The 24,989-nt window shown below is 68.3% G+C and carries 22 protein-coding genes and 2 pseudogenes; 17 read left to right on the plus strand and 7 right to left on the minus strand.

What is annotated here, in order from left to right; genetic code table 11:
* Window positions 1-46 precede the first annotated feature (46 nt).
* Window positions 47-796 (plus strand): tetratricopeptide repeat protein, encoded by a 750-nt coding sequence (locus tag RBB34_RS06230; RefSeq protein WP_306118394.1) that lies wholly within the window; start codon window positions 47-49, stop codon window positions 794-796.
* Window positions 797-963: 167 nt separating this feature from the next.
* Here the strand turns inward: RBB34_RS06230 and RBB34_RS06235 are convergent, their stop codons facing one another.
* From RBB34_RS06235 to erpA, 4 genes are all read right to left on the minus strand, one after another.
* Window positions 964-1,194 carry an amino acid transporter gene (locus RBB34_RS06235; RefSeq protein ID WP_306118332.1) on the minus strand — a complete coding sequence of 77 codons (231 nt, stop codon included), beginning with the start codon at window positions 1,192-1,194 and terminating at the stop codon, window positions 964-966.
* A gap of 15 nt (window positions 1,195-1,209) precedes the next feature.
* Entirely contained in the window at window positions 1,210-1,506 is a 297-nt protein-coding gene (locus RBB34_RS06240) for a hypothetical protein (protein ID WP_306118333.1), read from the minus strand.
* A gap of 138 nt (window positions 1,507-1,644) precedes the next feature.
* Complete coding sequence (gene xth, locus RBB34_RS06245; protein ID WP_306118334.1) at window positions 1,645-2,427, minus strand: exodeoxyribonuclease III; 783 nt, start codon at window positions 2,425-2,427, stop codon at window positions 1,645-1,647.
* 24 nt (window positions 2,428-2,451) lie between these two features.
* Window positions 2,452-2,805: an iron-sulfur cluster insertion protein ErpA gene (gene erpA, locus RBB34_RS06250; protein WP_306118335.1), complete on the minus strand. Its 354-nt coding sequence runs from the start codon at window positions 2,803-2,805 to the stop codon at window positions 2,452-2,454.
* Window positions 2,806-2,917: 112 nt separating this feature from the next.
* On the opposite strand from erpA, the gene RBB34_RS06255 reads away from it, so the two are divergent.
* The 15 genes and pseudogenes from RBB34_RS06255 to RBB34_RS06320 all read left to right on the plus strand — a co-directional run bounded on the left by RBB34_RS06255 (window position 2,918) and on the right by RBB34_RS06320 (window position 20,472).
* Window positions 2,918-4,138, plus strand: coding sequence for a deoxyguanosinetriphosphate triphosphohydrolase (locus RBB34_RS06255; protein ID WP_306118336.1), 1,221 nt, complete (start codon window positions 2,918-2,920; stop codon window positions 4,136-4,138).
* A 59-nt stretch (window positions 4,139-4,197) separates the two neighbouring features.
* Window positions 4,198-5,943, plus strand: coding sequence for an arginine--tRNA ligase (argS, locus tag RBB34_RS06260; protein ID WP_306118337.1), 1,746 nt, complete (start codon window positions 4,198-4,200; stop codon window positions 5,941-5,943).
* 186 nt (window positions 5,944-6,129) lie between these two features.
* Window positions 6,130-9,348 (plus strand): SPOR domain-containing protein, encoded by a 3,219-nt coding sequence (locus RBB34_RS06265; protein ID WP_306118338.1) that lies wholly within the window; start codon window positions 6,130-6,132, stop codon window positions 9,346-9,348.
* A gap of 88 nt (window positions 9,349-9,436) precedes the next feature.
* Complete coding sequence (gene nagZ / locus RBB34_RS06270; protein ID WP_306118339.1) at window positions 9,437-10,465, plus strand: beta-N-acetylhexosaminidase; 1,029 nt, start codon at window positions 9,437-9,439, stop codon at window positions 10,463-10,465.
* 26 nt (window positions 10,466-10,491) lie between these two features.
* Entirely contained in the window at window positions 10,492-11,358 is an 867-nt protein-coding gene (locus tag RBB34_RS06275; RefSeq protein ID WP_306118340.1) for a ScpA family protein, read from the plus strand.
* Entirely contained in the window at window positions 11,355-12,134 is a 780-nt protein-coding gene (gene scpB, locus RBB34_RS06280) for an SMC-Scp complex subunit ScpB (protein WP_306118341.1), read from the plus strand. The genes RBB34_RS06275 and scpB overlap by 4 nt, the downstream gene beginning before the upstream one ends.
* Window positions 12,135-12,215: 81 nt before the next feature.
* Complete coding sequence (locus tag RBB34_RS06285) at window positions 12,216-13,331, plus strand: ABC transporter ATP-binding protein (protein WP_306118342.1); 1,116 nt, start codon at window positions 12,216-12,218, stop codon at window positions 13,329-13,331.
* A 33-nt stretch (window positions 13,332-13,364) separates the two neighbouring features.
* Complete coding sequence (locus tag RBB34_RS06290; protein ID WP_306118343.1) at window positions 13,365-13,604, plus strand: twin-arginine translocase TatA/TatE family subunit; 240 nt, start codon at window positions 13,365-13,367, stop codon at window positions 13,602-13,604.
* A 52-nt stretch (window positions 13,605-13,656) separates the two neighbouring features.
* Window positions 13,657-14,646 (plus strand): Sec-independent protein translocase protein TatB, encoded by a 990-nt coding sequence (gene tatB, locus RBB34_RS06295; RefSeq protein WP_306118344.1) that lies wholly within the window; start codon window positions 13,657-13,659, stop codon window positions 14,644-14,646.
* Window positions 14,647-14,649: 3 nt separating this feature from the next.
* Window positions 14,650-15,522, plus strand: coding sequence for a twin-arginine translocase subunit TatC (tatC, locus tag RBB34_RS06300; RefSeq protein ID WP_346432529.1), 873 nt, complete (start codon window positions 14,650-14,652; stop codon window positions 15,520-15,522).
* A gap of 334 nt (window positions 15,523-15,856) precedes the next feature.
* Window positions 15,857-16,516 (plus strand): annotated as a pseudogene (locus tag RBB34_RS19840) (serine--tRNA ligase); the annotation flags it as partial.
* Window positions 16,517-16,687: 171 nt separating this feature from the next.
* Window positions 16,688-17,299: pseudogene (serS, locus tag RBB34_RS19845) on the plus strand (serine--tRNA ligase); the annotation flags it as partial.
* Window positions 17,300-17,360: 61 nt separating this feature from the next.
* Entirely contained in the window at window positions 17,361-18,119 is a 759-nt protein-coding gene (gene surE, locus RBB34_RS06310; protein ID WP_306118346.1) for a 5'/3'-nucleotidase SurE, read from the plus strand.
* Window positions 18,116-18,790 carry a protein-L-isoaspartate(D-aspartate) O-methyltransferase gene (locus RBB34_RS06315; protein ID WP_306118347.1) on the plus strand — a complete coding sequence of 225 codons (675 nt, stop codon included), beginning with the start codon at window positions 18,116-18,118 and terminating at the stop codon, window positions 18,788-18,790. Before surE ends, RBB34_RS06315 begins: the two co-directional genes overlap by 4 nt.
* Window positions 18,791-18,894: 104 nt before the next feature.
* Window positions 18,895-20,472, plus strand: coding sequence for a peptidoglycan DD-metalloendopeptidase family protein (locus RBB34_RS06320; RefSeq protein WP_306118348.1), 1,578 nt, complete (start codon window positions 18,895-18,897; stop codon window positions 20,470-20,472).
* A gap of 4 nt (window positions 20,473-20,476) precedes the next feature.
* On the opposite strand, the gene RBB34_RS06325 is transcribed toward RBB34_RS06320, so the two are convergent.
* From RBB34_RS06325 to RBB34_RS06335, 3 genes are all read right to left on the minus strand, one after another.
* On the minus strand, window positions 20,477-21,169 hold the full coding sequence (locus RBB34_RS06325) for a Crp/Fnr family transcriptional regulator (RefSeq protein WP_306118349.1): 693 nt from the start codon (window positions 21,167-21,169) through the stop codon (window positions 20,477-20,479).
* A 126-nt stretch (window positions 21,170-21,295) separates the two neighbouring features.
* Entirely contained in the window at window positions 21,296-22,228 is a 933-nt protein-coding gene (locus tag RBB34_RS06330) for a pseudouridine-5'-phosphate glycosidase (protein WP_306118350.1), read from the minus strand.
* A 339-nt stretch (window positions 22,229-22,567) separates the two neighbouring features.
* Window positions 22,568-23,521: a carbohydrate kinase family protein gene (locus RBB34_RS06335; protein ID WP_306118351.1), complete on the minus strand. Its 954-nt coding sequence runs from the start codon at window positions 23,519-23,521 to the stop codon at window positions 22,568-22,570.
* Window positions 23,522-23,727: 206 nt separating this feature from the next.
* Here RBB34_RS06335 and recA point away from each other — a divergent pair, with 206 nt between their 5' ends.
* A complete protein-coding gene (recA, locus tag RBB34_RS06340; RefSeq protein WP_306118395.1) occupies window positions 23,728-24,831 on the plus strand; it encodes a recombinase RecA in 1,104 nt (367 codons plus the stop codon).
* Window positions 24,832-24,989: the final 158 nt, after the last annotated feature.

Below are 24,989 nucleotides of genomic sequence, written 5' to 3' on the forward strand. Positions count from 1 at the left end.
TGGCCCGGCCAGGATCCTGGGTCCGGTCGTGACTCTTGGCCTGGCAATGGCCGTGGCGGCGCCCGCCGCCGGGCCGGCGTTCGCCTTCGATCAGCAGGAGGGCGCCGTCGCCGAGCCGCAGCAGAATGTGCGGTCGCTGTTCAAGTTCGGCTTTTCGGCCTACAAGAGCGGCAACAAGGACGAGGCGTTCCGCGCCTATCGCGATGCGGCCGAGCACGGCCATGCCGGCGCGCGGTGGAAGCTGGCACACATGTATGCGGCCGGCGATGGCGTCGCCGAGAACGACTACGAGGCGTTCAAGCTGTTCCAGGGCATCGTGCGCGAGGGCGCCGCGCCCGGATCGCAGGAATCGACCTTCGTGGCCAATGCGCTGGTCTCGATCGCCAACTATATGAGGCGCGGCATTCCCGGCTCGCCGGTGCGGGCCAATCCCGACCAGGCACGCAATCTGTACTGGCAGGCGGCGGCCGATTTCGGCGATCCCAATGCGCAGTTCGAGCTCGGCCGCATGTTCCTTGAGGGCGAGGGCGGGCCGTCCGATGCGCGCCAGGCGGCGCGCTGGTTCAATCTTGCCGCCGGCAAGGGCCATGTCGGCGCCCAGGCGATGCTGGGCCAGATGCTGTTCGAACGCGGGCAGTCCGTGCGCGGGCTTTCGATGATGACGGCCGCGCTCGAACGCGCCGAGCCCGCCGACCGCGCCTGGATCCGGCAGATCCAGGAAGAGGCCTTCGCCGTGGCGACCGAATCCGACCGCCGCACCGCCATGGTGCTCGCCGAGGAGCTGAAGGCCCAATAGCGACGGCCACCGGAAGCGGATCCGGAGCTCCGGACTTCTGGCCCCTTGGGCGCCCGGCGCGCTGGCCTGCTTGCGCTATTTCATGTGATTGGCGAAATAGAGCGCCCAGCCTGCAATGATAAGCGCGCCGACCGGCACGATCAGCAGTGATATCATCTCGATCGTCGTCATTGCCGCAACCGCTTGAGTATCATGCTGCCAACATAGTGCAGCGTGCTCGATACAAGAAGGGAAAAGACGCTGACGAAGATCAGAAAGCCGGATGCTTGCGCCGATCCGTAGAGGCTTGAGATGATCGGCGCCAGTCCGCCGACGGCAATAACGGCTATCGCCAGGCCGTTCAGGTAGCCGGCCAGCAGCTTGATCCGCTCGTTGTGAATGGTTGTCGCAAGGCTCATGGCGTGTCGCCGGGATCAGCCGGCCGCCCGTGAACGTGACGGCGCGATCGTGCGCGAGGCGGTGGGACACCCCTGCTGAAGCGTCTTCCAGGCGGTGTTGTTGAGCACCTTGTCGCAGCGCGCCAGCACCGCGCCGCCCGGCAGGTCCAGACACATGGTCTCGCCGACCGCGATGTCGCGTCCCTTGAACCGGCAGGTGCAGGGGATCGGGCGGTTCGCCTGTTCCGCAACCACCCCGTCGGCGCCCCAAGCTTGGCCCGTGCCCCCAATGGGCGCGGCAAACGCCGCCAGCAACAGAAGGTGTTTCGTCATGACACAGCCTCCCTCGCCCGAACTGTTCCACACAATCGGCGCATGCACAATCGGCCCGGCGATGGAACCGCTGTCAGCGAAGGGCGGCCGGCGTCACCGACCTTGAGGCTTTTCGCGGGGTCAGCCGGGTCAGCGCGGTCAAAGTGCCATATGCGCGATCACCGGGACATGGTCCGACGGCTTCTCCCAGGATCGCACATGGCTGTCGACGGAAACGCCACGCAGCCGGTCGGCCGCCTCCGGCGACAGCATCAGGTGGTCGATGCGGATGCCGTGATTCTTCTGCCAGGCACCGGCCTGATAATCCCAGAAGGTATAGATCCCCGCCGCCTCGTCGCAGGCGCGCAGCGCATCGGTGAAACCGCAATTGGCGAGCCGGCGGAAGGCGGCGCGGCTTTCGGGCCGATAGAGCGCATCGCCCTCCCAGGCTGCCGGGTCGTGACAGTCCTGGGGCATCGGGATGACGTTGTAGTCGCCGGCAAGGATCAGCGGCTCCTCCAGCGCCAGGCGTTCGCGCGCCCAGGCCTCGAGGCGCTCCATCCAGGCAAGCTTGTAGGGGAACTTGTCGCTGGCGATCGGATTGCCGTTGGGCAGGTAGAGCGAGACGATGCGCACGGCACCGTCAGCGGTGGAGATGACCGCCTCCATGAAGCGCGCCTGGATGTCGTCATCGGCGCCGGGCAGGCCGCGGCCGACCTCGTCGATCGGCCGGCGCGAGAGGATGGCAACGCCGTTGAAGCCTTTCTGGCCATGGGTCTCGACATTGTAGCCGAGCGCCTCGAACGCCTCGCGGGGGAAATTCTCGTCCACCGACTTGATTTCCTGCAGGCAGGCAATATCGGGCCGCGCCTGCTCGAGCCAGCTCAGCACGGTGTCGAGCCGTGCCTTGATGCCGTTGATGTTCCAGGTCGCGATCTTCACGGCGCCCTCGAAGCGGGGGGCCGGTCAGATCGTGAAGGATGTGCCGCAGCCGCAGCTCGCCACGGCGTTGGGGTTCTTGATCTGGAAGGACTGCCCGATCAGGTCATCGACGAAATCGATCACCGAGCCGCCCATATAGACCAGCGAGAGTTCGTCGACGACAATGGTGGCGCCGTCCTTTTCGAGCACGACATCGTCGTCGTTGCGGCCCGAGACGAGGTCGAACTTGTAGGAAAAGCCCGAGCAGCCGCCGCCCTCGACGGAGACGCGCAGCGCGTCCTTGTCCGGCTCGTCCGCAAGTACCCTTGCGACACGGGCGAACGCCGCATCGGTCACCGACACGGTCTTGTCGGTCATGGTCTGGTCGTGTGCGGTCATGATCGGTCTTTCGGCCCTTTTTCCGTCCCCGCGCGCGGCGGCGCGCAGGCGCAATGCGTAAATGAAGGTATGGACGCATGCCCGGCGCGTCAATATGCGTTGGTGCGGGACAATGGCTGACACGCTGGCAGATATCGGCTTCGGGTTCGGCGCGCGGGCAGCGTTCGCCTGCGATCCGGCACGTTCGCGCGGGCGCCTCAAACCGGAGCCGGAAAGCCCGACACGCACCGCCTTCCAGCGCGACCGCGACAGGATCATCCATTCGACGGCCTTCCGCCGGCTCAAGCACAAGACGCAGGTCTTCCTCAGCCACGAGGGCGACCACTATCGCACCCGGCTGACGCACACGATCGAGGTCGCGCAGATCGCGCGGGCGCTGGCCCGCGCCTTCCGTCTCGACGACGACCTGGCCGAGGCGGTGGCGCTGGTGCACGATTTCGGTCATACGCCGTTCGGCCATACCGGCGAGGATGCGCTCGACGATCTGATGGGCGAATATGGCGGTTTCGACCACAACGCGCAGGCGCTGCGCGTGGTGACGCGTCTCGAACAGCGCTATGCGGAATTCGACGGGCTGAACCTGACCTGGGAGACCCTGGAGGGGCTGGTCAAGCATAACGGTCCGCTGGTCGATGCCGGCACGGGCGAGCCGTTCGGCGCACGGGCCTTGCCGCGGGCCATCGCCGACCATGTGGCGCGCCAGGATCTTCAGATCGACCGGCATGCAAGCCTTGAGGCGCAGGCCGCAGCGATTGCCGACGACATCGCCTACAACACCCATGACATCGACGACGGGCTGCGGTCCGGGCTGTTGACCTTCGACATGCTGGCCGGCGTGCCGCTGGCGGGCGACATGCTCGCACGCGTCGACGACCGCTACGGCGTGCTCGATCCGGCGAGGCGCGCCCATGAGGTGACCCGGCGGGTGATGACCGTGATGGTCGAAGACGTCATCGCCACGACCCGCGCCAATCTGCGCCGGCTGGCGCCCTCGTCGGTGGACGACGTGCACGGGGCGGGGGAGACGCTGGTGCGCTTTTCCAATGAGATGGCGCGCTGCGAAAAGGGTCTGAAGGGGTTCCTGTTCGACAATCTGTACCGCCATGAGCAGGTCATGGCGGTGCGAGCACGGGCCGAGCAGGTGGTGCGCGATCTGTTCGCCCGGTTCGTCGTCGCGCCGGAACTGATGGCGGCCGACTGGGGCGAAACGCCCGGCCAGCTCGACGAGGCGCAACTGGCCAGACGCGTCGCCGACTACATTGCCGGCATGACCGACACCTACGCGCTCGCCGAACACCGGCGCCTGTTTGACCGCACACCGGAATTGCGTTAGCGACCGCCGCATCGGGTGCGGAACGGGCATCCGCGCCATTTCCTCCTTGGGTTTTCGTGATGAACATCTTCGCCGTGTTTCGCGACCGTATTTGTGCTGCCATCGATACGCTCGGCCTGGCGTCGAGCGATGGCGAACCGCTCGATCTGTCGCGGGTCAAGACCGAGCCGCCGCGCGATGCGGACCATGGCGATCTTGCGACCAATGCGGCCATGGTGCTGGCCAAGAAGGTCGGCGACAATCCGCGCGCGCTCGCCCAGCGCATCGCCGATGCCATGGCCGCCGACCCCGATGTGAGCGAAGCGACCGTGGCCGGGCCGGGCTTTGTCAATCTGCGGCTTGCGGACGGCTTCTGGCGCGCACGGCTGGCCGAGATCATCGAGGCGGGCGCCGACTACGGCCGCGCGGCGCTTGGTGCCGGCACGAAGGTCAATGTCGAGTACGTCTCGGCCAATCCGACCGGGCCGATGCATGTCGGCCATTGCCGCGGCGCGGTGGTCGGCGACACGCTGGCCAATCTGCTCGCCTTCGTCGGCTTCGAGGTGACCAAGGAGTACTACATCAACGATGCGGGCGCGCAGGTCGAAACGCTCGGCCGTTCGGCGCTGTTGCGCTATCGCGAGGCGCTGGGCGAGGATATCGGCGCCATCCCCGAAGGACTCTATCCGGGCGACTATCTCAAGCCGGTGGGCCAAGCGCTCGCCGCCGAGCATGGCGAGGCCTTGCTTCGGATGGCCGAGGGCGAGGCGGTGGCGATCGCCACCGACGCGGCGATCGAGGCGATGATGGCGATGATCCGCGACGATCTGGCCGCGCTCAACGTGCATCACGACGTCTTCTTCTCCGAGCGCACGCTGCATGCCGACGGCGCGCGCAAGATCCGCAAGGCGATCAACGACCTGACCATGAAGGGCCATGTCTACAAGGGCACGCTGCCGCCGCCCAAGGGACAGGTTCCGGAGGACTGGGAAGATCGCGAGCAGACGCTGTTCCGGTCGACCGAGGTGGGCGACGATCTGGACCGGCCGCTGGTGAAGTCGGACGGGGCCTATACCTATTTCGCCGCCGACGTGGCCTATTTCGTCGACAAGTACGAGCGCGGCTTCGACGAGATGATCTTCGTGCTCGGCGCCGACCATGGCGGCTATGTCAAGCGCATGGAGGCGCTGGCCCGGGCCGTTTCGGACGACCGTGCGCGTCTGACGATCCTGCTGTGCCAGCTGGTGAAGCTGTTCAAGGGCGGCGAGCCGGTCAAAATGTCTAAACGCAGCGGACAATTCGTGACCCTGCGCGAGGTGGTCGACGAGGTCGGCCGCGACGCGGTGCGGTTCATGATGATCTACCGCAAGAGCTCGGAGCCGCTGGATTTCGACTTCGACAAGGTCACCGAGCAGTCGAAGGACAATCCGGTCTTTTATGTTCAGTACGCAACTGCCCGTTGTCACTCGGCTTTTCGCCAGGCGCGCGAAAGTATCAGCGGGGTGGAGGCGGATCTGTCCGCGCTCGATCTTCTGACGCATCCGGAAGAGATCGCGGTTGTACGTAAGCTGGCGCAGTATCCCAAAGTTGTGGAAGCGGCGGCAAATTCTCGTGAACCGCACCGAATCGCGTATTATCTGCACGATGTTGCGAGCGAATTTCACGCTCACTGGAACCGGGGCACATCCGATGACGCCTTACGCTTTGTTAAGGTTAACGATCGACAATTGACCTCGGCCCGGCTGGGACTCGTGCGTGGCGTGCTGAACGTGTTGCAGTCCGGACTGGGTATACTTGGCGTGGAGGCGCCGACACAGATGCGGTGAAAGCGGGGTCGGCAGGGCAGTCACGTTTTGCCCATATTGCACTGGCACAAGCAAGCCCGCGGGCACGCAGTGGCCGTATCGTAAGAGTGCAGGACTAAAATCATGGCCGAAGAAGCCAACCGCAGACTGAGGCCGGCCGGCGATGATCCGGCCGACCGACATGATGGCACATCCGGGGATGATCCATTGCTTGAGCTTTCGCGCATTGTCGGCTTCGACGAGGACGACGACCAGTCCGACACGTCGCAAGGCTTCGGGCAGCCGAGCCACAATGCGGGTCGGCACGGTCACGATCAGTGGCAGCACCATGGCTCGCCGGCATCGGACAATGCCCTAACGGCGGAACCGCCAGAGGGCGAGGCGCCGGGCGCGGCGCCCAGGTCGCCGGCGCCGGCCCATTCGGCCGGGCTCGGCAGCCTGCGGCCGGGTCTGGAGCCCGCGCCAGGACACGACGATGGCGCGCCGGCACAGGCAGCGCCCGTTCACACCGCCGCCGATCGTGGCGCCGGTTCGCAATGGCCGGAAGGTTCGGTGTCGTTGTGGCCGCGCAGCGACGCGTCCGGCCGCCAGCGCGATGACGATCGGCACCAGCCCGACGTCTTGCCGGCACCGCTGGCGCACAAGCCCGACCCCGGCGGCCGCAGCGAGGCGGCCTCGGCCCCATCACCGTTTCCAAGGGCGACGTTTCCAAGGGCGACCCCGACATTGGCCGAGGCCGGTGACGAGGCCGGCGCCGGCCGCTTCGGCGCCCATCGGCCGGCCGGCGAACGCTGGTTCGATCGGCCCGTCGCGGACACGCCCGCGCCGGACAGGCCGGCGGCGCACGAGCGCCCTATCACCGGCGAGCCGGAACGCGCCGTCGAGCCCGAACCGGACGCCGCGCGGCTGCACCCGGTCGCCGAAAGCACGCCGGCGCCGCGCGATGTCTCCGATGCCTTGCCCGATTTCGAGGACGATGCGGACGAGGCCCCCGCGGCTGTGACCGAAGCGGGGATCGAGCCGTTTGCGTGGCAGCCCCCAAGCGATGGCGCGCTCGCCCAACTGCCCGCCGAAGACCTGACGCCACGGCGCGGCGAGCCCGAATTCCCGCCCCATGGCGAAACCGGCGCGGCGCCACCGGCCGCGTCCGACCCGGCCGATGCGCTGGAGGACGAACTCGCCGCCATGCTGATCGCGCACAGCGATCTCGAACCGGCGCAGCCCGCTGCGGTCGCGACCCCGCAGGACGGGTCCGAGCCGGCCCCGGGGCTGGATTCCTTCGATGCCTATCTGGGCCAGTCCGAACCGGCGGTACCGCATATGCCCGACGCGGCACGATCGGCGGCGCCGGGACGAGCCGATCCGACGCCTGCCGAGCCCGATTCGGCGCAGTCCCATCCGCAGCACGGTGTTGCCCCGTCGGCAGCGCCAGCAGAGCCCGGGCTCGAAGACGAGGACCTGGAGAGCGTGTTCCGCGAGGTCTTCGACGCCGAGCTTGATGGCCATGAGGCCTTCGATGCCCTGGCCGAGCCCTTGCGCCCGGCCGGGACGGGCGAGGACGCTGCGCCGGCCCGCGGCGAGGACCGCTTTGCCGAACACGAGCCCGCGCCTGCGCCGGCGGCTCGGGCCGACGAGATGCCGACCGCGCCGGCCGACGGTGCGCCGGGCCAGAGCGCGGGCGAGGAAACCGATCCGGTCGCCGAACTGAGCGCCATCATGGGAATGGCCGACCCGCAGGACGAGCCGGTTGGCGGCGGCGACATGCGGCAGCCGGCCGGCATGGATTCGGACTTCGATGCCTCGTTCGCCGAACTCGACGCGGTTTTCGGTCTGACCGAGGACCATGAGGACCGCGCCCGGGCCGAGCCGGCAATGGTGCCGCCCGACCAGCGCGGCGCGCCAGCGTCCGCGCCTGCCATGCCCGATGCTCCGGCGCTCGACATGGTGGACATGAGCGCCTACGAGGCGAGCGATGGCGGCGGTGTGGCCGTGCCCGAGATGCAGGCCGATGAGGCCGCCGACGACGATCACGGCGCGGACGAGCGCAGCGCGCCGGCGGCAGCCATTGCGGGCGGCGCGGCGGCGGCCGGTGTGGGCGCCGCAACGGCGCGCGAGGCCAGGGCCGACGGCACCGGCGAACCGTTCGACGAAAGCAATTTCGAGGCCGAACTGGCCCGCGACATGGAGTTCGTCGGCCACGATCTGGAAGCCAGCCGCGAGCGGCAGGGCGATCAGTTCTTCGGCGACGACGAATTCGACGATCCGGTCGAGGCCGATTATGGCGAGCGCGAGCGCTCATCCTGGCGCGGTCTTGTCATAGGTGGCGTGGTCGGCATTGTCGCGCTTGGCGGCATCGGCGCGATGGTGCTGTTGACGGGCGGCGAAGACACGCTGACCGCCGGCCCGGTGCTGGTCGAGGCCGACGACGATCCGGTCAAGGTCGTGCCCGACGATCCGGGCGGGCAGACCGTGCCCAATCAGGATCGCGCGGTGTTCGACGACGGCTCGGGTGCTCCGGCGCAGGAAGCGCTGGTGACCACCGCCGAAGAACCGGTCGACATCGCCACCGCTCCGAGCGACGGGCTGCCCGCGGCCTTGGGAACGGGCAATTCGGGCACCGGCGATTCGGCCGCCGGCGAAAAGGCCGAAGACCGGCTGACGGAAGGCGGCTCCGAGACCACCGCCACCGCGGGCGAGATCGAAACGATCACGCCGCGCCGCGTGCGCACGCTGATCGTGCGGCCCGACGGCACGCTCGAGGAGCGGCCGGCGCCGGCCGAACCCGAACCGACGCAGGTCGCGGCCGCCGAGCCGGCGACATCGGGCCAGAGCGGCGAGACGCCTCCGCGCGTCGTCGAAACCACCGTTGCCGGCGATTCCGATGCCGGCAATGGCGGCTCGGATGCGGCGGCAGGCACGGGCACCTCGGACACGGGCACGGCGGCCATCGCAGAGCGCTTCGGCGACACCGCACCGGCCGCCGGCGGTGACAGCGATGCCGGCGAGACGCAGACAGCGGCAACGACGGCCGAGCCCTCGGGCACGGATGGTGCGCCGGCGGCACGGGACGCCGAACAGCTTCCGGTGGCGCGCGAGCGGCCGGCCAATCCGCCGGCCCAGCCCTCGCAGCCGGCCGAGCGCGAGGTTGCCTCGGCGCCGGCCGTGACGACGAGTTCCGGCTCGTCGGGCTTCACCGTCCAACTCGCGGCGCTGCCCTCGGAGGCCGATGCGCGGGACACGGCAACGCGGCTGTCGCAGCGCTATGGCGGGCTGATCGCCGGGCGCGGGCTGACGATCCAGCGCGCCGAGATCGAAGGGCGCGGCACGTTCTACCGCGTGCGCGTGGCCGCGGACGGCCGGCAGGACGCGGCGGCGCTGTGCGAGCGGATCAAGGCTTCGGGCGGCAACTGCTTCGTGGCGCGCTGACCGGCGCGCCGGACCACGCATCGAGCGGGCGGCACGCGGACGGCGCCGCCCGTTTTTGCGTCCGGCCCGGTTGCGCATAAGGTGAGCCATGAGCGAATCAAAGGCGATGATCCTTGGCTGCGCCGGCACGCGCCTCACGCGCGAGGAGGCGGCGCTCTATGCCGACCAGCGGCCCTGGGGGCTGATCCTGTTTGCCCGCAATATCGGCCAGGCCGGCGAGATCGCCGATCTCACCGCGCGGTTCCGCGACCTGGTGGGCCGGCCGGACGCGCCGGTTCTGATCGACCAGGAGGGCGGGCGCGTGCAGCGCATCCGTGCGCCGATCGCCCCGGACTATCCTGCCGGTGCGACGCTCGGGGCGGTCTATGCCCGCGATGGCGAGGCGGGTCTCGACGCGGCAAGGCTGATGGGCCGGCTGCTCGCATCGGACCTTGCCCCGCTCGGCATCAATGTCGACTGCCTGCCGGTGCTCGATGTGCCGGTGCCCGGCGCCAATGACGTGATCGGCACGAGGGCCTATGGCCATGATGCCGACAGCGTTGCCGCGATCGGCGGGGCGCTGGCCGAGGGCCTGATCGAGGGCGGCGTGCTGCCGGTGATGAAGCACATACCCGGCCATGGACGGTCGATGGTCGACAGCCACAAGGCGCTGCCGGTGGTCGATGCGCCGTTCGACGATCTCGACGGCGTCGATTTCGAGCCGTTCCGCCGGCTCGGCCATCTGCCGATGGCGATGACGGCGCATATTGTCTACCGCGCCGTCGATGCGGACAATCCGGCGACGACGTCCGCGCGCGTGATCGGCGAGATCATTCGCGGGCGGATCGGTTTCGAGGGCCTCTTGATGAGCGATGACCTGTCCATGCATGCACTTTCTGGGGATTTCGCGACGCGTGCCCGCGCAACGCTATCGGCGGGCTGCGATATCGCCCTACATTGCAATGGCTTGATGGAAGAGATGAAACCGGTGGCCGAGGCAACGCCGCCGCTTGCGGGCGAGAGCGCCGCGCGCGCCGAACGGGCTCTGGCGCATCTGGCCGGAAAGCCGATGGCGCAGGTCGATCGTGCGATCGAGGAGGCACGCGCACGGTTCGATGCGCTGGTGGCGGCGGCGTAGGGGCCATGACAAGGAGAGCACAGGCAATGGCGCAGCCGCACAAGGGCAGCGATGGCGGCGGACCGGCCGCCGGCGCGCCGGCGCCGATGGAGGCGATGTGGCAGGACGACCGGCCCGAACGGCGCACCGCCGAGCCGGCGCTGGTGGTCGATGTCGAGGGGTTCGAGGGCCCGCTCGACCTACTGCTGCATCTGGCGCGCGACCAGAAGGTCGACCTGACCCGCATCTCGGTGCTCGAACTCGCCCGGCAATATCTCGCCTTCGTCGAGGGTGCCCGCGCGCTGAGGATCGAACTGGCCGCCGACTACCTCGTCATGGCGGCGTGGCTCGCCTATCTGAAATCGCGCCTCCTGATCCCCAGGCCCAAGGATGCCGAGGAGCCGACCGGCGAGGAGATGGCGGCCATTTTGCGCTTCCGGCTGCGGCGGCTCGAAGCAATGCGCGAGGCGGCCGCCAAACTGGTCAACGGCAACCGGCTGGGCCGCGACATCTTCGCGCGCGGCATGCCCGAAACGGTGGTCGTCGAACGCAGATCGTCCTTCGAGGCCACGCTGTACGACCTGCTCGCGGCGTATGGCGCCGGGCGTCAGCGCACCGTGCACAGCCAGGTGCGCATGCAGCGGCGCAATGTCTGGTCGCTGACCGATGCGCGGGCCATCCTCACGCGGCTCGTCGGCACCATGGCCGACTGGACGCCGATGGATGCGTTCATTCTGGCCTATGTTCCCACGCCGCGCGAGCGGGTCACGGCGCTGGCCAGCGGTTTTGCCGCCAGTCTGGAAATGGTGCGCGAAGGAACGATCGATATGCGCCAGGACCGGGCTTTCGGCCCGGTCATGCTGCGCGACAGGACTGACGCGGACGGCCCGGAGCGGGCGACGGAGGCGAATTGACCGACGAAAACGACACGAGCGGCGACGCGATGGGCATCGAGCGGCTGAACCAGGTGCTCGGCGAAGCCTTCACGGGCCAGGCGTCCGCCGGTGCGGCGCGCCTTGCGGACAATCCGGCCAGGCGCCTTGCCATCGGCGAAGCCATGCGCATGGCCGAGGCGCTGGTTTTCGCCTCGGCCGAACCGGTCAGCGAGAAGGCGCTGGCCGTGCGCCTGCCCGACGGGCTCGATGTATGCGCGGTGATGGAGGAACTGCAAAAGCACTATGAAAGGCGCGGGGTGAACCTGGTTCGCATCGACAATGCCTGGGCCTTCCGCACCGCCGCCGACCTTTCCTTCCTGATGACGCGCGAACAGGTGCAGACGCGCAAATTGTCGCGCGCCGCGCTCGAGGTGCTGGCGATCATCGCCTATCACCAGCCGGTAACGCGCGCCGAGATGGAGGACATTCGCGGCGTCGAGACATCCAAGGGCACGCTCGACGTGTTGCTCGAGACCGGCTGGGTGAAGATGCGCGGGCGCCGCAAGACGCCGGGGCGGCCGGTGACCTATGGCACGACGCTGGCGTTTCTCGACCATTTCGGCCTGTCGGAGGTGCGCGACCTGCCGGGCATGGACGAATTGAAGGCGGCGGGGCTTTTGTCATCTCAATTGCCGGCAAGCTTTGCCATGCCCGCGCCCAGCGCCGATCCCGACGGGCTGACCGAGGACGAGGATGCGCTCGAGGATATCGATCTGGAAGAGCTCGGCCTTCTGACACCGGGCGGCGGCGACTGAGGCCAAAAGCACCGCCGATGGCGCCGCCGGCGGTCAAGGCCTATATGGTGCGTGTCAACGACCAGCGGGATCAATCACTTCATGGCTTCAGCGCCTGCCCAGAAGACCGCGCGCACGGGGGTTACCTTTGCTGCGGAACTGGCCTTTGAGGGCATTCATCTGCATTACGGCCCGGTGCACACGCTCAAGGGCATCTCGCTGACGGTGGCGCCTGGCGAGATCCTGTGCCTTCTGGGCCCGTCGGGCTCGGGCAAGACATCGCTGTTGCGCGTTGCGGCCGGGCTCGAGCCGCAGACATCGGGCCGCGTGCTGATGAATGGCCGCGAGATCGCCGGGCCGGCCACGTTCCTGCCGCCCGAAAAGCGCTCGGTCGGGCTGATGTTCCAGGATTTCGCGCTGTTTCCGCACATGACGGTGGCACAGAATGTGCGCTTCGGTCTGAAGTCGATGGCGTCCAATGTCGCCGAGGGCGAGGCCAGTGCGGCGATCGACCGTGTCGGGCTGTCGCACCATGCCCGGTCCTATCCGGACGTGCTGTCGGGCGGCGAGCAGCAGCGCGTGGCGCTGGCCCGTGCGCTGGCGCCGCGACCCTCCGTCATCCTGATGGACGAGCCGTTTTCCGGGCTCGACACGCGGCTCAAGGATTCCATCCGGGCCGAGACGCTGGCGATCCTGCGCGAGACGCGCGCGACGACCATCGTCGTCACCCATGACGCCGAGGAGGCGATGCGCCTTGGCGACCGGATCGCGCTGCTCGATCGCGGCCGGATCGTGCAGGCGGGTACGGCCGAACAGATCTATCACGATCCGGCGAGCCTGTTCGTCGCCGGCTTCTTCTCCGAGCTCAACATCTTCAGGACGCGTGTCGCCGGCGGGCGCGCGCCGACGCCGCTGGGCGCATTCGATGCGGGCCGGTTCGAATCCGGGGCGCCGGTGACGGTCGCGGTGCGCAATGCGGGCATCGAGGTGACGCAGTATCGCGGCGGCACGCCGCCGCCCGGCGCCATTTTGGGCCGGATCACGGCGCGGCGGTTCCTGGGCGTGTCCGAGCAGCTCTGGCTCGCCGTGGAGGGCGCGTCGGCGCCGGTGCGGGCGCGGGTGCGGGCCGACGAACTCGATCGCGGGGCGCGCGACGTCGCGATTTCGGTGCGCCCCGGCGACATATTGCTGTTTGAAAGCGAGGGCGAAAGCGCTTAAGTGAGAGCACGATAGAGCGAGGAGACAGTTTCCATGGGCGCGTTCAGCATCTGGCAATGGATCATTGTTCTGGTCATCGTGCTGCTCTTGTTCGGGCGCGGCAAGATCCCCGAATTGATGGGCGATGTGGCCAAGGGCATCCGCAACTTCCGCACGGGCATGAAGGACGAGTCCGAGGAAGACGACGAACATTCCGACACGGTGACCAAGACCGTTGAACACAAGGCCGAAGAGCCGGTGAAACCTGCAAAGGACGCCGTCAACAAGAGCTGACGGCACGACCCTTTGCGTGATGCGCCGGAGAGGCGCGCTGGGTTCTTGATCGATGCTGCCTGATTTTGGCTGGACCGAGCTTCTGGTCATTTCCGTCGTGCTGATCGTGGTGATCGGACCGAAGGATCTGCCGCGCGTGTTGCGCGGGTTCGGCAAGACGATGACCAGCGTGCGGCGCATGGCCGGCGATTTCCGCAAGCAGTTCGACGACGCGCTCAAGGAAGCCGAGCTGGACGAGGTGCGCAAGCTGGCCGATGACGTGCGCTCGCTCGACCCGCGCAGCCAGATCCGCGACGCGCTCAACCCGCTTGCCGAGGCCGGCAAGGAGATCGACTCCGATCTCAGGAAAGCCATCGGAAAGCACGACCAGCCCATGCTGCCCAAGAGCGCCCCCGAGATGGGGCTCGACGAGGCAGGCTCGAAGGCGCGCGCCGCCCAGGCCAAGAGCGACAAGGGGCGGACGGCGTCGGGCAGGACGGGTGCGGCGGCGAAAGCCGGCGACGCCAAGGCGAAGCCGGCGCAGGCCAAATCGGAGCAGGGCAAGTCCACCCAGGCCAAGTCCGGGCAGACCAAATCCGCCCAGGCTAAGTCCGGGCAAGCCAAGTCCGGGCAAGCCAAGTCCGGGCAAGCCAAGTCCGGGCAAGCCAAGTCGGCGCAGGCCGGCGCCGGCCGGACCGCGAAAAAGGCCGCGCCGGCCCGAAGCAAGGCCAGCGAGGGCAAGGCCCCGGCCGGCAAGGCGGCCGCATCCGGGGCGTATTCAAAATCCGACCAGCGAGGGTCCCCGACGTCGTCCTCGGGCGCCTCGTCGGGCAAGGCCCCGGCGCGCACCGCCGGCACGGCAAAATCGGGGTCCGGCGGCGCATCGAAAGGCACGGGCGGCGCCAATGGCGCGACGGCGGCCAAACGGTCCGCCAAACCGGCCGCATCGAGGACCGCGTCCAAGGGGACCGGCAAGACGGCGGGCGGCGCGGCGCGCAAGTCCTCCGGGCGCACCGCGCGCAAGTCGTCGGGCGCTGCGACCGGCGGCAATGATGGCGGTTGATCGATGAGCCGGGTCGACGAAGAAGCGCAGATGGAGGCCACGGCCGCCCCGCTGATCGAGCATCTGACCGAACTGCGGCGGCGCCTGATCTGGTGCGTGGGCGGCTTTCTGGCCGGGTTCATCCTGTCATTCGCCTTCGCAACGTCGATCTTCAACGCGCTGGTCGTGCCGTTTCAGTGGGCGGTCGAATGGCACGGCATGACCGAAGACGACGTGCAGTTCATCTACACCGCGCCGCAGGAATTCTTCTTCACCCAGATCAAGATCGGTGCCTTTGGCGGTCTCGTGCTCGCTTTCCCGCTGATCGCCACGCAGCTCTATCTGTTCATCGCGCCGGGGCTTTATTCGAACGAGCGCGGCGCCTTTCTGCCTTTCCTGGTCGCCACGCCGGTCCTGTTCCTGATCGGGGCGGCGCTGGTCTATTTCATGATCATCCCGATGGCGATGTGGTTCTTCCTGTCGCTCGAGCAGACGGGCGGGGAAGGGCTGGCCTCGATCCAGCATCTGCCGCGGGTGTCCGAATACCTGTCGCTGATCATGACGCTGATCATCGCCTTCGGCCTCGTCTTCCAGTTGCCGGTGGCGCTGACGCTGATGTCGCGCGCCGGGCTGGTCACGCCCGAGGGACTGGCGTCCAAGCGCAAATATGCGATCGTCATCGCCTTCGTGGCCGCGGCGATCCTGACCCCGCCCGATCCGATGACGCAGCTCGGCCTGGCGATCCCGACGATCCTGCTGTTCGAGTTGTCGATCTTCCTGGCGCGTCGTTTCCAGCCGCCGCCCTCGGAATATGACGACGAGGAGGACGAGGATGACGAGGCGGTCGACGAAGGGCCGGACGACACACCCGATCCCGCCAAGACGGCCGGGCCGTAAGGACGCCCGGCCTGGCTTCGTCCGTCAGGGCGTGCCCGCTATCATCGGTGCCGGCTGAAGCGCGCATTCCATCCTCCCATTCTCAGGCGCTGGGAAACCTCCACCCTGCATTCCGCCCCTGCCGACGTGGGAGGGAAGGCCTATGCACCGGCGCACCTGCTGCTGCGCTGGTGCCCGGCTCGGGCTTCTTCACGGGCGCGAGGGACCGATGTCTCCTCCCACGCTCGCTGGGGAGGGGTAAGGGGCGGGGCCAGACTGCCAAACCGGACGCCCCGTCTTGACCTTGCGCGCGCTTTCCGCAATGCACGCCCGGTCAAGGTCAGGACCGAATCCCATGCTCGACATTCGCTGGATCAGGGACAATCCCGAGGCACTCGACGATGCGCTGAACAAGCGCGGCGCGGCGCCGCAATCGGCATCGCTGGTCGCGCTCGACGAGGAGCGGCGCGCCCATGTGGCCCGCGTGCAGGACGCGCAGGCGCGCCGCAACGCGGCGTCCAAGGAAATCGGGGCGGCGATGGCTTCGGGCGAGACCGAAAAGGCCGAGGCGCTCAAGGCCGAGGTCGCCGACCTCAAGCAGTTCCTGTCGACCGCAGAGGACACCGAGCGCGATCTGGACGCGCGGCTGCGCGACGCGCTGGCGCGGGTGCCCAACATCCCGCTCGAGGACGTGCCCGTCGGCGCGGACGAGGGCGCCAATGTCGAGGTCCGCCGGAGCGGGGAGAAGCGCAGCTTCGACTTCGAGCCGAAGGAGCATTTCGAGCTGGGCGAAGCGCTCGGCCAGATGGATTTCGAGACCGCGGCGAAGATGTCGGGCGCGCGGTTTGCGGTCGTCTCGGGCGGGCTGGCGCGGCTCGAACGCGCGCTCGGCCAGTTCATGCTCGACATGCACACCACCGAGCACGGCTACACCGAGGTCAACCCGCCGCTTCTGGTGCGCGACGATGCGCTGTTCGGAACCGCGCAACTGCCGAAGTTTGAAGAGGATTTGTTTCCAACTGCGCGAAGCTTAACGGATAAGGAGCGCATAGCAAAAGCCGCATTTGCGGTCTTTGACGACGTTAGTCGCGAAACGGCTGCGGAAGGACTACAAGAGTTTGAAGAGCCGATTCATGACCGGATCAATCAACTGCTCGACGACGAGGTACTGATTCCAAAACATGAACGCCTCTGGCTCATCCCCACCGCCGAAGTGCCGCTGACCAACATCGTCCGCGAGACGATCATCGACCACGACTATCTGCCGCGCCGCTACACCGCGCTGACGCCGTGCTTCCGGTCCGAGGCGGGTTCGGCCGGCCGCGACACGCGCGGCTATCTGCGCCAGCACCAGTTCTACAAGGTCGAACTGGTCTCGATCACCGATGCGCAGTCCTCGCTGGTCGAGCTCGACAGGATGACCGGCTGCGCCGAGCGCGTGCTCGAGCGGCTGGGCCTTCACTTCCGCACCATGGTGCTGTCGACCGGCGATATGGGCTTTTCGGCGCGCAAGACGTACGATCTGGAGGTGTGGCTGCCGGGGCAGGGGGCCTATCGCGAGATCTCCTCGTGTTCGGTGTGCGGCGATTTCCAGGCGCGGCGCATGAATGCGCGCTACCGGCCCGACGGGGGCAAGGGCACCGAGTTCGTGCACACGCTCAACGGGTCGGGCGTCGCCATGGGCCGGGCGCTGATCGCGGTCATGGAGACCTATCAGCAGGCGGACGGCTCGATCGCCGTTCCCGAAGCACTCAGGCCCTATATGGGCGGTACCGACGTGATCGGGGCGGGCGGCTGATGGCCGGACTGCACCGCCGGCGCGTCGCCGTTTTCGCATTTCTCGCAAGCCAGGACACGCAATGCGCATTCTGATCACCAATGACGACGGCATCCATGCCGAGGGCCTGGCGGTGCTGGAGACCATCGCGCGGTCGCTGTCCGACGACATCTGGGTGGTCGCGCCCGAGACCGACCAGTCCGGCCTTGCCCATTCGCTGACGCTCAACGATCCGCTGCGGCTGCGCGAGATCGACGAGCGCCATTTCGCCCTGCGCGGCACGCCGACGGACTGCGTGATCATGGCGGTGACCCATGTCATGCCCGAAAAGCCGGATCTGGTCCTGTCGGGCGTCAATTCGGGCCAGAACATCGCCGACGACATCACCTATTCGGGCACGGTGGCCGGCGCCATGGAGGGCACGCTTCTGGGCATCCGCTCGATCGCGCTCAGCCAGGCCTACAATTTCAACGACAATCGGCGCTTCGTGCCCTGGTCGGTGGCCGAAAGGCACGCGCCGGCGCTGCTTGAAAAGCTGGTCGCGCTCGACCTGCCCGAGGGCACGTTCCTGAACGTCAATTTCCCCAACTGCCCGGCCGAGGAGGTGGCGGGGGTGAGCATCACGCAGCAGGGCAAGCTGTTGCACGGGCTGTTCATGGAAGAACGGCGCGATGGGCGCGGCTTTCCCTATTTCTGGATGCGCTTCGGCCGTTCGCCCGTCGAGGCCAAGGGCACGTCGGACGTCGCCGTCTTGCGCCAGGGGCGCATCTCGGTAACCCCGCTCAAGCTCGATTTGACCGCGCACGACGTGATCGGCACGCTGGAGGCGACGCTCGGTTGACCACGGCACACGCGACAGATACCGGGCCGGCGGCGGTCGATCGCGAGAGCCTTGCGGCGTTTCTTCTGCGCATGCGCGCGGCCGGCATCGACGACAAGGCGCTGCTGAAGGCGATCGAGGCGGTGCCGCGGCGCGAATTCGCCGACCCGCAATTTCACGATGCGGTGTGGTCCTCGCGCATGATCCCGATCGATTGCGGCGAGACGATCGAGGGGCTGGACCATCAGGCGCGCGTGCTGGCCGAACTGGCGCTCGACGAAAACCAGCGCGTGCTCGAGATCGGCACCGGTTCGGGATACACCGCCGCGGTGATGGGCAAGCTGACGCGGCGGGTCTATTCGATCGAGCGGTTCCGGCGGCTCAGGGCGGCGGCGCAGGCGCGGCTGCGCGCGCTGAAGATCGACAATGTCATTGTCAGCCATGGCGACGGGCTCGCCGGCAGCGACGAGGGGCCGTTCGACCGCATCGTGGTCTGGCCGGCACTGACATCGGTGCCGCGCGGCTTCACCGAACTGCTGGTTTCGGGCGGCAAGCTGATCTGCGCCATCGGCGAGGCGGACGAGCGGCAGGTGCTGGTGCGGCTGACCAAGGTCGGCAGCCGCTATGAGCGCGAGGACATCGGAACGGTGCGCGCGCAGTTGGTCGTGGCGGGCTTGCCCGAGGCGCTGTGAGGCGGACGCGCGGGGGCGATTCCTGCTTGCCGCACAAGGCTTAACCGTCGAGTAACACTAACGCGCTTTAATCGTCCTGCATTCGAACAAGGGCAGGGCAAGTAATGCGTCTGATTGGTGCTTCCTCCCGGCGTCCGGCAAAACTCCTGCAGACGGCCTCGGTCCTCGTGCTGGGCACGCTGGCGACCGGCTGCGCGGGCAATATCGAGCGGTTCACCGACAGCTTCTACACCGAAGCGGTGCCGGTGCGTCCGCCCCAGGCCGTGCAGACGCCCTATCCGGGTCCGCGCACCGCGTCCGCCCAGTCGGGCCAGACCCATCGCCAGACACTGGCCCGCTCGGGCGGCATCGACCCGTCGACGACCGGTTCGATCCGGCCGGCCAGCGCAGCGGCCGCACCGGCGGCTGTCACGCGCCAGCCCATGGCGGCGCCGCGGCCGGCGGCGCGCCAGGCCGAGGCGACGGCGACGGCGGCGGCGCCTGCGCCGAGCCGGTCCGAGCCCGTTGCCCAGGCGCCGGCCGTGCGCACCGTGTCGGCGCCGCCAGCGGCGGCCGAACCGCAGCAGGTGGCGCTCGCCGCACCGGCAGACCCGCCCGCGCAGCCCGCAAGCGCATCGGGCGGCGAAGCGGGGTGGACCGGCACCGGCGGCACCTATGTCACGCTGCGCCAGGGCGAGACGATCTACAACCTGACCAAGCGCTACGGCGTGCCGGTCGACGCGATCATGCGCGTCAACGGGCTGTCGGATGCGCGTTCGGTGCAGGCGGGCCAGCGCATCCTGATCCCGACCTACGTCTATGACCGCTCCGTGCCGGTGTCGGCGCCCGATGCCAATGCCGGCGTGCGCTCGGCGCGGGCCAGCGTGGGCGGGCGCACCGAATTCGACCTGAAGCGGGCGCCGGTGCCACGCCTGCGCCCGCAGATCGCCATGGCGAGCGAAGCGCCGAACCCGCCGGCGCAGACCGCGGCGGCCGCATCGGCGACCTCCGGTCTGAAGGGCGGCCGCTACACGGTGGCCGCCGGCGACACGCTGTCGGCGATCTCGCGCCGGACCGGCGCCAGCATCGAGGCCATCAAGCGCACCAACGGGCTGAACGGCGACATGGTGCGCATCGGCCAGAGCCTGATCATTCCGGGTCTTGATGGCGGGCCGGCCCCGGCGACCGAGGTCGCCGCTGCCAATGTCGATCCCGTCGTCACCAGCAGCGTCCAGCGGGTCGACACCCGGCCGCAGTCGCTGTCCAATGCACGCTCGGTCACCGCGATCGACCAGAGCAGCACCGCGAGCGCGCCGGCCGCAACGGGCGTTTCCAGCATGCGCTGGCCGGCACGCGGGCGCATAATCGCCGGTTTCGGCAGCAATGCCGGCGGGCGACCCAATGACGGCATCGACATCTCGGTGCCCAAGGGAACCCCGGTCAAGGCGGCCGAGAACGGCGTGGTCATCTATGCCGGCGACGGGCTCAAGGAGTTCGGCAAGACGGTGCTGGTGCGCCACAGCGACGGCGTGGTGACGGTCTACGGCCATCTGTCGGAGATGAGCGCGGCGCGCGGGGACACCGTGCAGCGCGGCCAGACGATCGGCGCGTCGGGCATGAGCGGCAATGCGCGCCAGCCGCAACTGCATTTCGAGGTGCGCAAGGACGCAACCCCGGTCGACCCGCTGACCTATCTGAACTGACCGGCTATTTGCTGCCGTGGTCCCAGCCTTCGGTGAGGCGGCGATTGAGTTCGCCCATCCGGGCCAGGATGATCGCGCCGCGCGTGCGCTCGATGATGCCTTCGCGTTCGAGCCTGGCGATTTCGCGGCTGACGACCTCGCGCCGGCAGCCGATGCGCTCGGCCAGGTCCTGCTGGACCGGGGGCGGCGACACGGCGCGCTGGCCGTCATGGCCCTTGCGCGGCCGCGACAGGCGGATCAGTTCGGCATAGAGCCGGTATTTCGCCGCCAGGAACGAATGCTCGGCAAGGCGCGTGTTGAGCCCGCGAATGCGCTGGGACATGAACCGCATCAGCGTAAGCGCGACCTCGGGATTTTCGCGCAGGATATCGATGAACACGGTCTGCGGCACACGCAGCAGCCGCGTTCTGAACAGCGCGGTGATGTTGGCCGAGCGGCTGCTGCCGTCGATCGCGGCCAGTTCGCCGAAGAACGAGCCTTCGCCGATCTCGCCCAGGATCATCTCGCGGCCGGTGGCGATGCGCAGGATGACCCGGATCTGCCCGCTGACGATGGCGAAGAAGTCGTGCGTCTCGTCCTCGAAGTCGAGGATCAGCTCGTTCTCGTCGAAATCGGCGATCGAGCACTGCGCCGAATAGCGCCGGTCCTGCTCGGGGTCGAGCGCGGCGAACAGGGCGAAGGCAGACAGGTGCTGCATCGTGCGTCTTCGGGTTGGCGTGGGTGAGGCCGATCATGCCGCATGGTGCGACCGGAACGCAAGCCGGGCATTCGAGCCCGGACAGCCGCGCCATCGCAACCGGGCACGGCTGCCGCCGGACGCGGGCTAGGCTTCGGTGGACCGCATGTTCGCCAGCGACGCGGCGATCTCCCCGGCGAGCCGGGCATTGTTCTCGACCAGGGCGATGTTGGTGGCAAGGCTGCGGCCGCCGGTCAGTTCGACGATGCGGCCGAGCAGGAAGGGCGTGACATCCTTGCCGACAATGCCGGCTTCATCGGCCTCGGCCTGCGCCCTTCGGACATGGGCGGCCATCTGCTCACGCGGGATCTCGTCGGCAGGCGGCACGGGATTGGCGATCAGGACGCCGCCATGGCCGAAGCGCGGCAGGGCGTTGCGCATGTGCAAGAAGCGCGCGATCGCGGCCGGATCGTCCAGCCGCAGCGGGGCGGGCAGGCCGGTGTGGCGCGACCAGAAGGCGGGCAGTTCGTCCTGACCCACGGCGATGACGGGCACGCCGCGCGTCTCCAGCGCCTCGAAGGTCTTGGGCAGATCGAGGATCGCCTTGGCGCCGGACGAGACGACCGCAACCGGCGTGCGCGCCAGTTCGTCGAGGTCGGCGGAGACATCGAAGCTTGTTTCGGCGCCGCGATGCACACCGCCAATGCCGCCGGTGGCGAACACGGCGATCCCGGCGGCATGGGCGACCATCATGGTGGCGGCGACCGTGGTGCCGCCGGTGAGCCCCTGCGCGCAGGCAAAGGCGAGATCGGCGCGCGACAGCTTGGCATGACCGCCGTGTCCGGCGAGCGCCTGCGTGGTCGGCTCGTCGAGGCCGACATGGATGGCGCCGCCGACGACGGCGATGGTGGCCGGCACCGAACCGGCCGCGCGTACGGCGGCTTCGGCCCGCGCGAGCATCGCCAGATTGTCCGGATGGGGCATGCCATGGGTGATGATGGTCGATTCAAGGGCCACGACGGGCCGCCGCTCGTCCAGCGCGGCACGCACGTTCGGCGCATATTGAAGTCCGTTTCTCATCGCCTCCGTTCTCCGCCCGATCCCTCGCTGCGACACACGCCCTTGCGCCTGGGCCGGTGCGGCCGCCCTGCCGCCCCGGTCCGCGCCGCGCCGATCCAACAGCCACGAGGCGGCCCTGGCCGGCCTGGGCGACCTTCGCCTTGCGCGCCATGGCCGTGCCCGGGCATCGGGGTGCCGATGCGGCACGCCGGCCGGCCGGGACCGTCTGGCCGCAAACGGGCCGTGTTGCAAGCCGTCATGGTCCGGCGATGGCATCGCACGCGCCGGCCGGCCGCCCTGCGCCTGCGCGAAGGTGGCCATGCGCCCGGTGCGTGCCCCGCCAGGTGGCGCGGGCCATCGTCATACCGACCCAAGGCGCTCGGGCTCGGGCAGGCTGCCGGCCAGGGCGGCAAGGTCGGCGCGCGCGAGTTGCGGCGCGAACGGTCCGTCATGTCCGATGCTCACCGCCGCGGCCGCGTGCCCGATGCGCACCGCCGCGACGAGATCGGTCTCGGGCCAGTGCGCCAGCACGGCCCCGGCCAGCGCGTCGCCGGCGCCCGTCACGTCGCGCACCCGGGCTTGGTCCGTCGTCGGCACCCGCCAGCATCGGTCGTCCTCGAGCACGACAGCGCCGCGCGGCCCGTCGGTGACGACGGCGCGGCGGGCGCCGGACCGGTGCAGCGCGGCCATCTGCGCCAGCGATATCGGTCCGTTCTGGCGCGTCTCCGCGCCGGTCAGCGCGGCAAGCTCGCGCCGGTTCATGACCACCAGTGCAAGGCCGGACAGTCGCCCGCGCAGCCGCCCGGCCTTGGCCGGAGAGACGGTCAAGCCGACCGCGGGCGGACGTCCGGGCGCGTCCAGCAAGGTGCCGATCGCCGTCGCGGGCAGATTGGCGTCGACGACGAGCCGGTCCGCCGCGCCAACCAGTGCGCGCACATCGCTGCGCCGCACATGCCGCGCAAGCCCGTTCTCGTAGAGCGCCATGTCGGCCAGGGCGACGATGACTTCGCCCTGCGCATCGAGGATCGCCGTGTAGCTCGGCGTCGCCCGGTCCACGAACACCGCGCTATGATCGTCGATGCCGGCATCGGCCATCGCCTCGGCAACGAGCCGCCCGGCCAGGTCGCCGCCGCGCGCCGATACCAGCCCGACCGAACAGGCATTCAAGGCGCAGGCAACGCGCAACACATTGGCCATGCAGCCGCCGACGCTCTCGCGCACCGTGCCTGGCTGGGACGTTGCGGGCACGAACGTTCCCTCAAGCCGGCCGATCCGGTCGATATGGGCCGCCCCGATGCCGACGAGCGCCGCCATCAATGCACCTTCGCGATCAGGTCCACGGCGTGCCGCCCGCAGCGGCGCAGCACGTCGCCACCGGTGCAAAACATAATACGAACAAAAAACGAAAGCAAGGTAAAATCAATGGTTTGTTGGTCTTGCGAGATGAGAACATTTATGGTACAAATGCTTTTTATCGTTTCATTTGCGCTGCCATGCGCATTAACATAAGGGTGGGGTCGATGGCTCAGAACAATCTGCGTCTGGTTGAGGGCAAATCGGTGGACAAGTCAAAGGCATTGGATGCGGCGCTCGCGCAGATCGAGCGGTCCTTCGGCAAGGGCTCGATCATGCGCCTGGGCGTCAATGAACAGGTCGTCGAGATCGAGACCGTTTCGACCGGCTCGCTGGGTCTGGATATCGCCCTTGGTGTGGGTGGTCTGCCCAAGGGACGGATCATCGAGATCTACGGGCCTGAGAGTTCGGGCAAGACGACCATGGCGTTGCACACCGTGGCCGAAGCGCAGAAGGAGGGCGGCATTTGCGCCTTCATCGACGCCGAGCACGCGCTCGATCCGATCTATGCGCGCAAGCTGGGCGTCAATCTGGAGGATCTGCTGATTTCGCAGCCCGATACGGGCGAACAGTCGCTGGAGATCGCCGATACGCTGGTGCGTTCGGGCGCCTGCGATGTGATCGTGATCGATTCGGTGGCGGCGCTGACGCCGCGGGCGGAGATCGAAGGCGAGATGGGCGATTCGCTGCCGGGTCTGCAGGCGCGGCTGATGAGCCAGGCGCTGCGCAAGTTGACCGCATCGATCGCGCGCTCGAACACGATGGTGATCTTCATCAACCAGATTCGGATGAAGATCGGCGTGATGTTCGGGTCGCCGGAGACGACGACGGGTGGCAATGCGCTGAAGTTTTACGCGTCGGTACGGCTGGACATCCGCCGGATCGGCGCGGTCAAGGATCGCGACGAGGTGGTTGGCAATCAGACGCGGGTCAAGGTGGTCAAGAACAAGCTTTCGCCCCCCTTCAAGGAGGTGCTGTTCGACATCATGTATGGCGAGGGGGTATCCAAGACCGGTGAGCTGATCGATCTCGGGGTCAAGGCGGGCATTGTCGAAAAGTCCGGCTCGTGGTTCTCCCATGACAGTCAGAGGCTGGGCCAAGGTCGGGAGAATGCCAAGGCATTCCTGCGCGACAATCCCGAGGTGGCGGGCCGGATCGAACTGGCATTGCGGCAGAATGCGGGTCTGATCGCCGAGCAGCTTCTGCGTGATGAAGGCGAGGCGGTCACCGATCCGGACTCGGTCGGAAGCGATCAGGCGGCCGAAGGCTAGCGTGTCCGCCAAGTCCAGGCCGTCGCGGTCCGGGCCGGGCGGTGACGGCGCTGGCATGGGACCCTGGTGGACATGGCCGGCGTTTTTGCCCTAAGGACGGGCGGACATGGCGCGGCGGCCAGGGCTTGCCGCAGCGGGCCTGGTCGGCCCTTTGGTGA

This window comes from Roseitalea sp. MMSF_3546, assembly GCF_030732865.1.
Taxonomy (GTDB): domain Bacteria; phylum Pseudomonadota; class Alphaproteobacteria; order Rhizobiales; family Rhizobiaceae; genus Roseitalea.

Bases quoted from the DNA above. Each gene is read 5' to 3' on its own strand.
- recA (WP_306118395.1), top strand. From the start codon at position 23,728: ATGGCTCAGAACAATCTGCGTCTGGTTGAGGGCAAATCGGTGGACAAG.
- RBB34_RS06275 (WP_306118340.1), top strand. From the start codon at position 10,492: ATGGCGCAGCCGCACAAGGGCAGCGATGGCGGCGGACCGGCCGCCGGC.
- tatB (WP_306118344.1), top strand. From the start codon at position 13,657: ATGCTGCCTGATTTTGGCTGGACCGAGCTTCTGGTCATTTCCGTCGTG.
- nagZ (WP_306118339.1), top strand. From the start codon at position 9,437: ATGAGCGAATCAAAGGCGATGATCCTTGGCTGCGCCGGCACGCGCCTC.
- RBB34_RS06330 (WP_306118350.1), bottom strand. From the start codon at position 22,228: ATGAGAAACGGACTTCAATATGCGCCGAACGTGCGTGCCGCGCTGGAC.
- RBB34_RS06335 (WP_306118351.1), bottom strand. From the start codon at position 23,521: ATGGCGGCGCTCGTCGGCATCGGGGCGGCCCATATCGACCGGATCGGC.
- RBB34_RS06240 (WP_306118333.1), bottom strand. From the start codon at position 1,506: ATGACGAAACACCTTCTGTTGCTGGCGGCGTTTGCCGCGCCCATTGGG.
- RBB34_RS06235 (WP_306118332.1), bottom strand. From the start codon at position 1,194: ATGAGCCTTGCGACAACCATTCACAACGAGCGGATCAAGCTGCTGGCC.
- RBB34_RS06320 (WP_306118348.1), top strand. From the start codon at position 18,895: ATGCGTCTGATTGGTGCTTCCTCCCGGCGTCCGGCAAAACTCCTGCAG.
- tatC (WP_346432529.1), top strand. From the start codon at position 14,650: ATGAGCCGGGTCGACGAAGAAGCGCAGATGGAGGCCACGGCCGCCCCG.
- argS (WP_306118337.1), top strand. From the start codon at position 4,198: ATGAACATCTTCGCCGTGTTTCGCGACCGTATTTGTGCTGCCATCGAT.
- RBB34_RS06290 (WP_306118343.1), top strand. From the start codon at position 13,365: ATGGGCGCGTTCAGCATCTGGCAATGGATCATTGTTCTGGTCATCGTG.
- RBB34_RS06230 (WP_306118394.1), top strand. From the start codon at position 47: ATGGCCGTGGCGGCGCCCGCCGCCGGGCCGGCGTTCGCCTTCGATCAG.
- RBB34_RS06325 (WP_306118349.1), bottom strand. From the start codon at position 21,169: ATGCAGCACCTGTCTGCCTTCGCCCTGTTCGCCGCGCTCGACCCCGAG.
- erpA (WP_306118335.1), bottom strand. From the start codon at position 2,805: ATGACCGCACACGACCAGACCATGACCGACAAGACCGTGTCGGTGACC.
- surE (WP_306118346.1), top strand. From the start codon at position 17,361: ATGCGCATTCTGATCACCAATGACGACGGCATCCATGCCGAGGGCCTG.
- RBB34_RS06255 (WP_306118336.1), top strand. From the start codon at position 2,918: ATGGCTGACACGCTGGCAGATATCGGCTTCGGGTTCGGCGCGCGGGCA.
- RBB34_RS06285 (WP_306118342.1), top strand. From the start codon at position 12,216: ATGGCTTCAGCGCCTGCCCAGAAGACCGCGCGCACGGGGGTTACCTTT.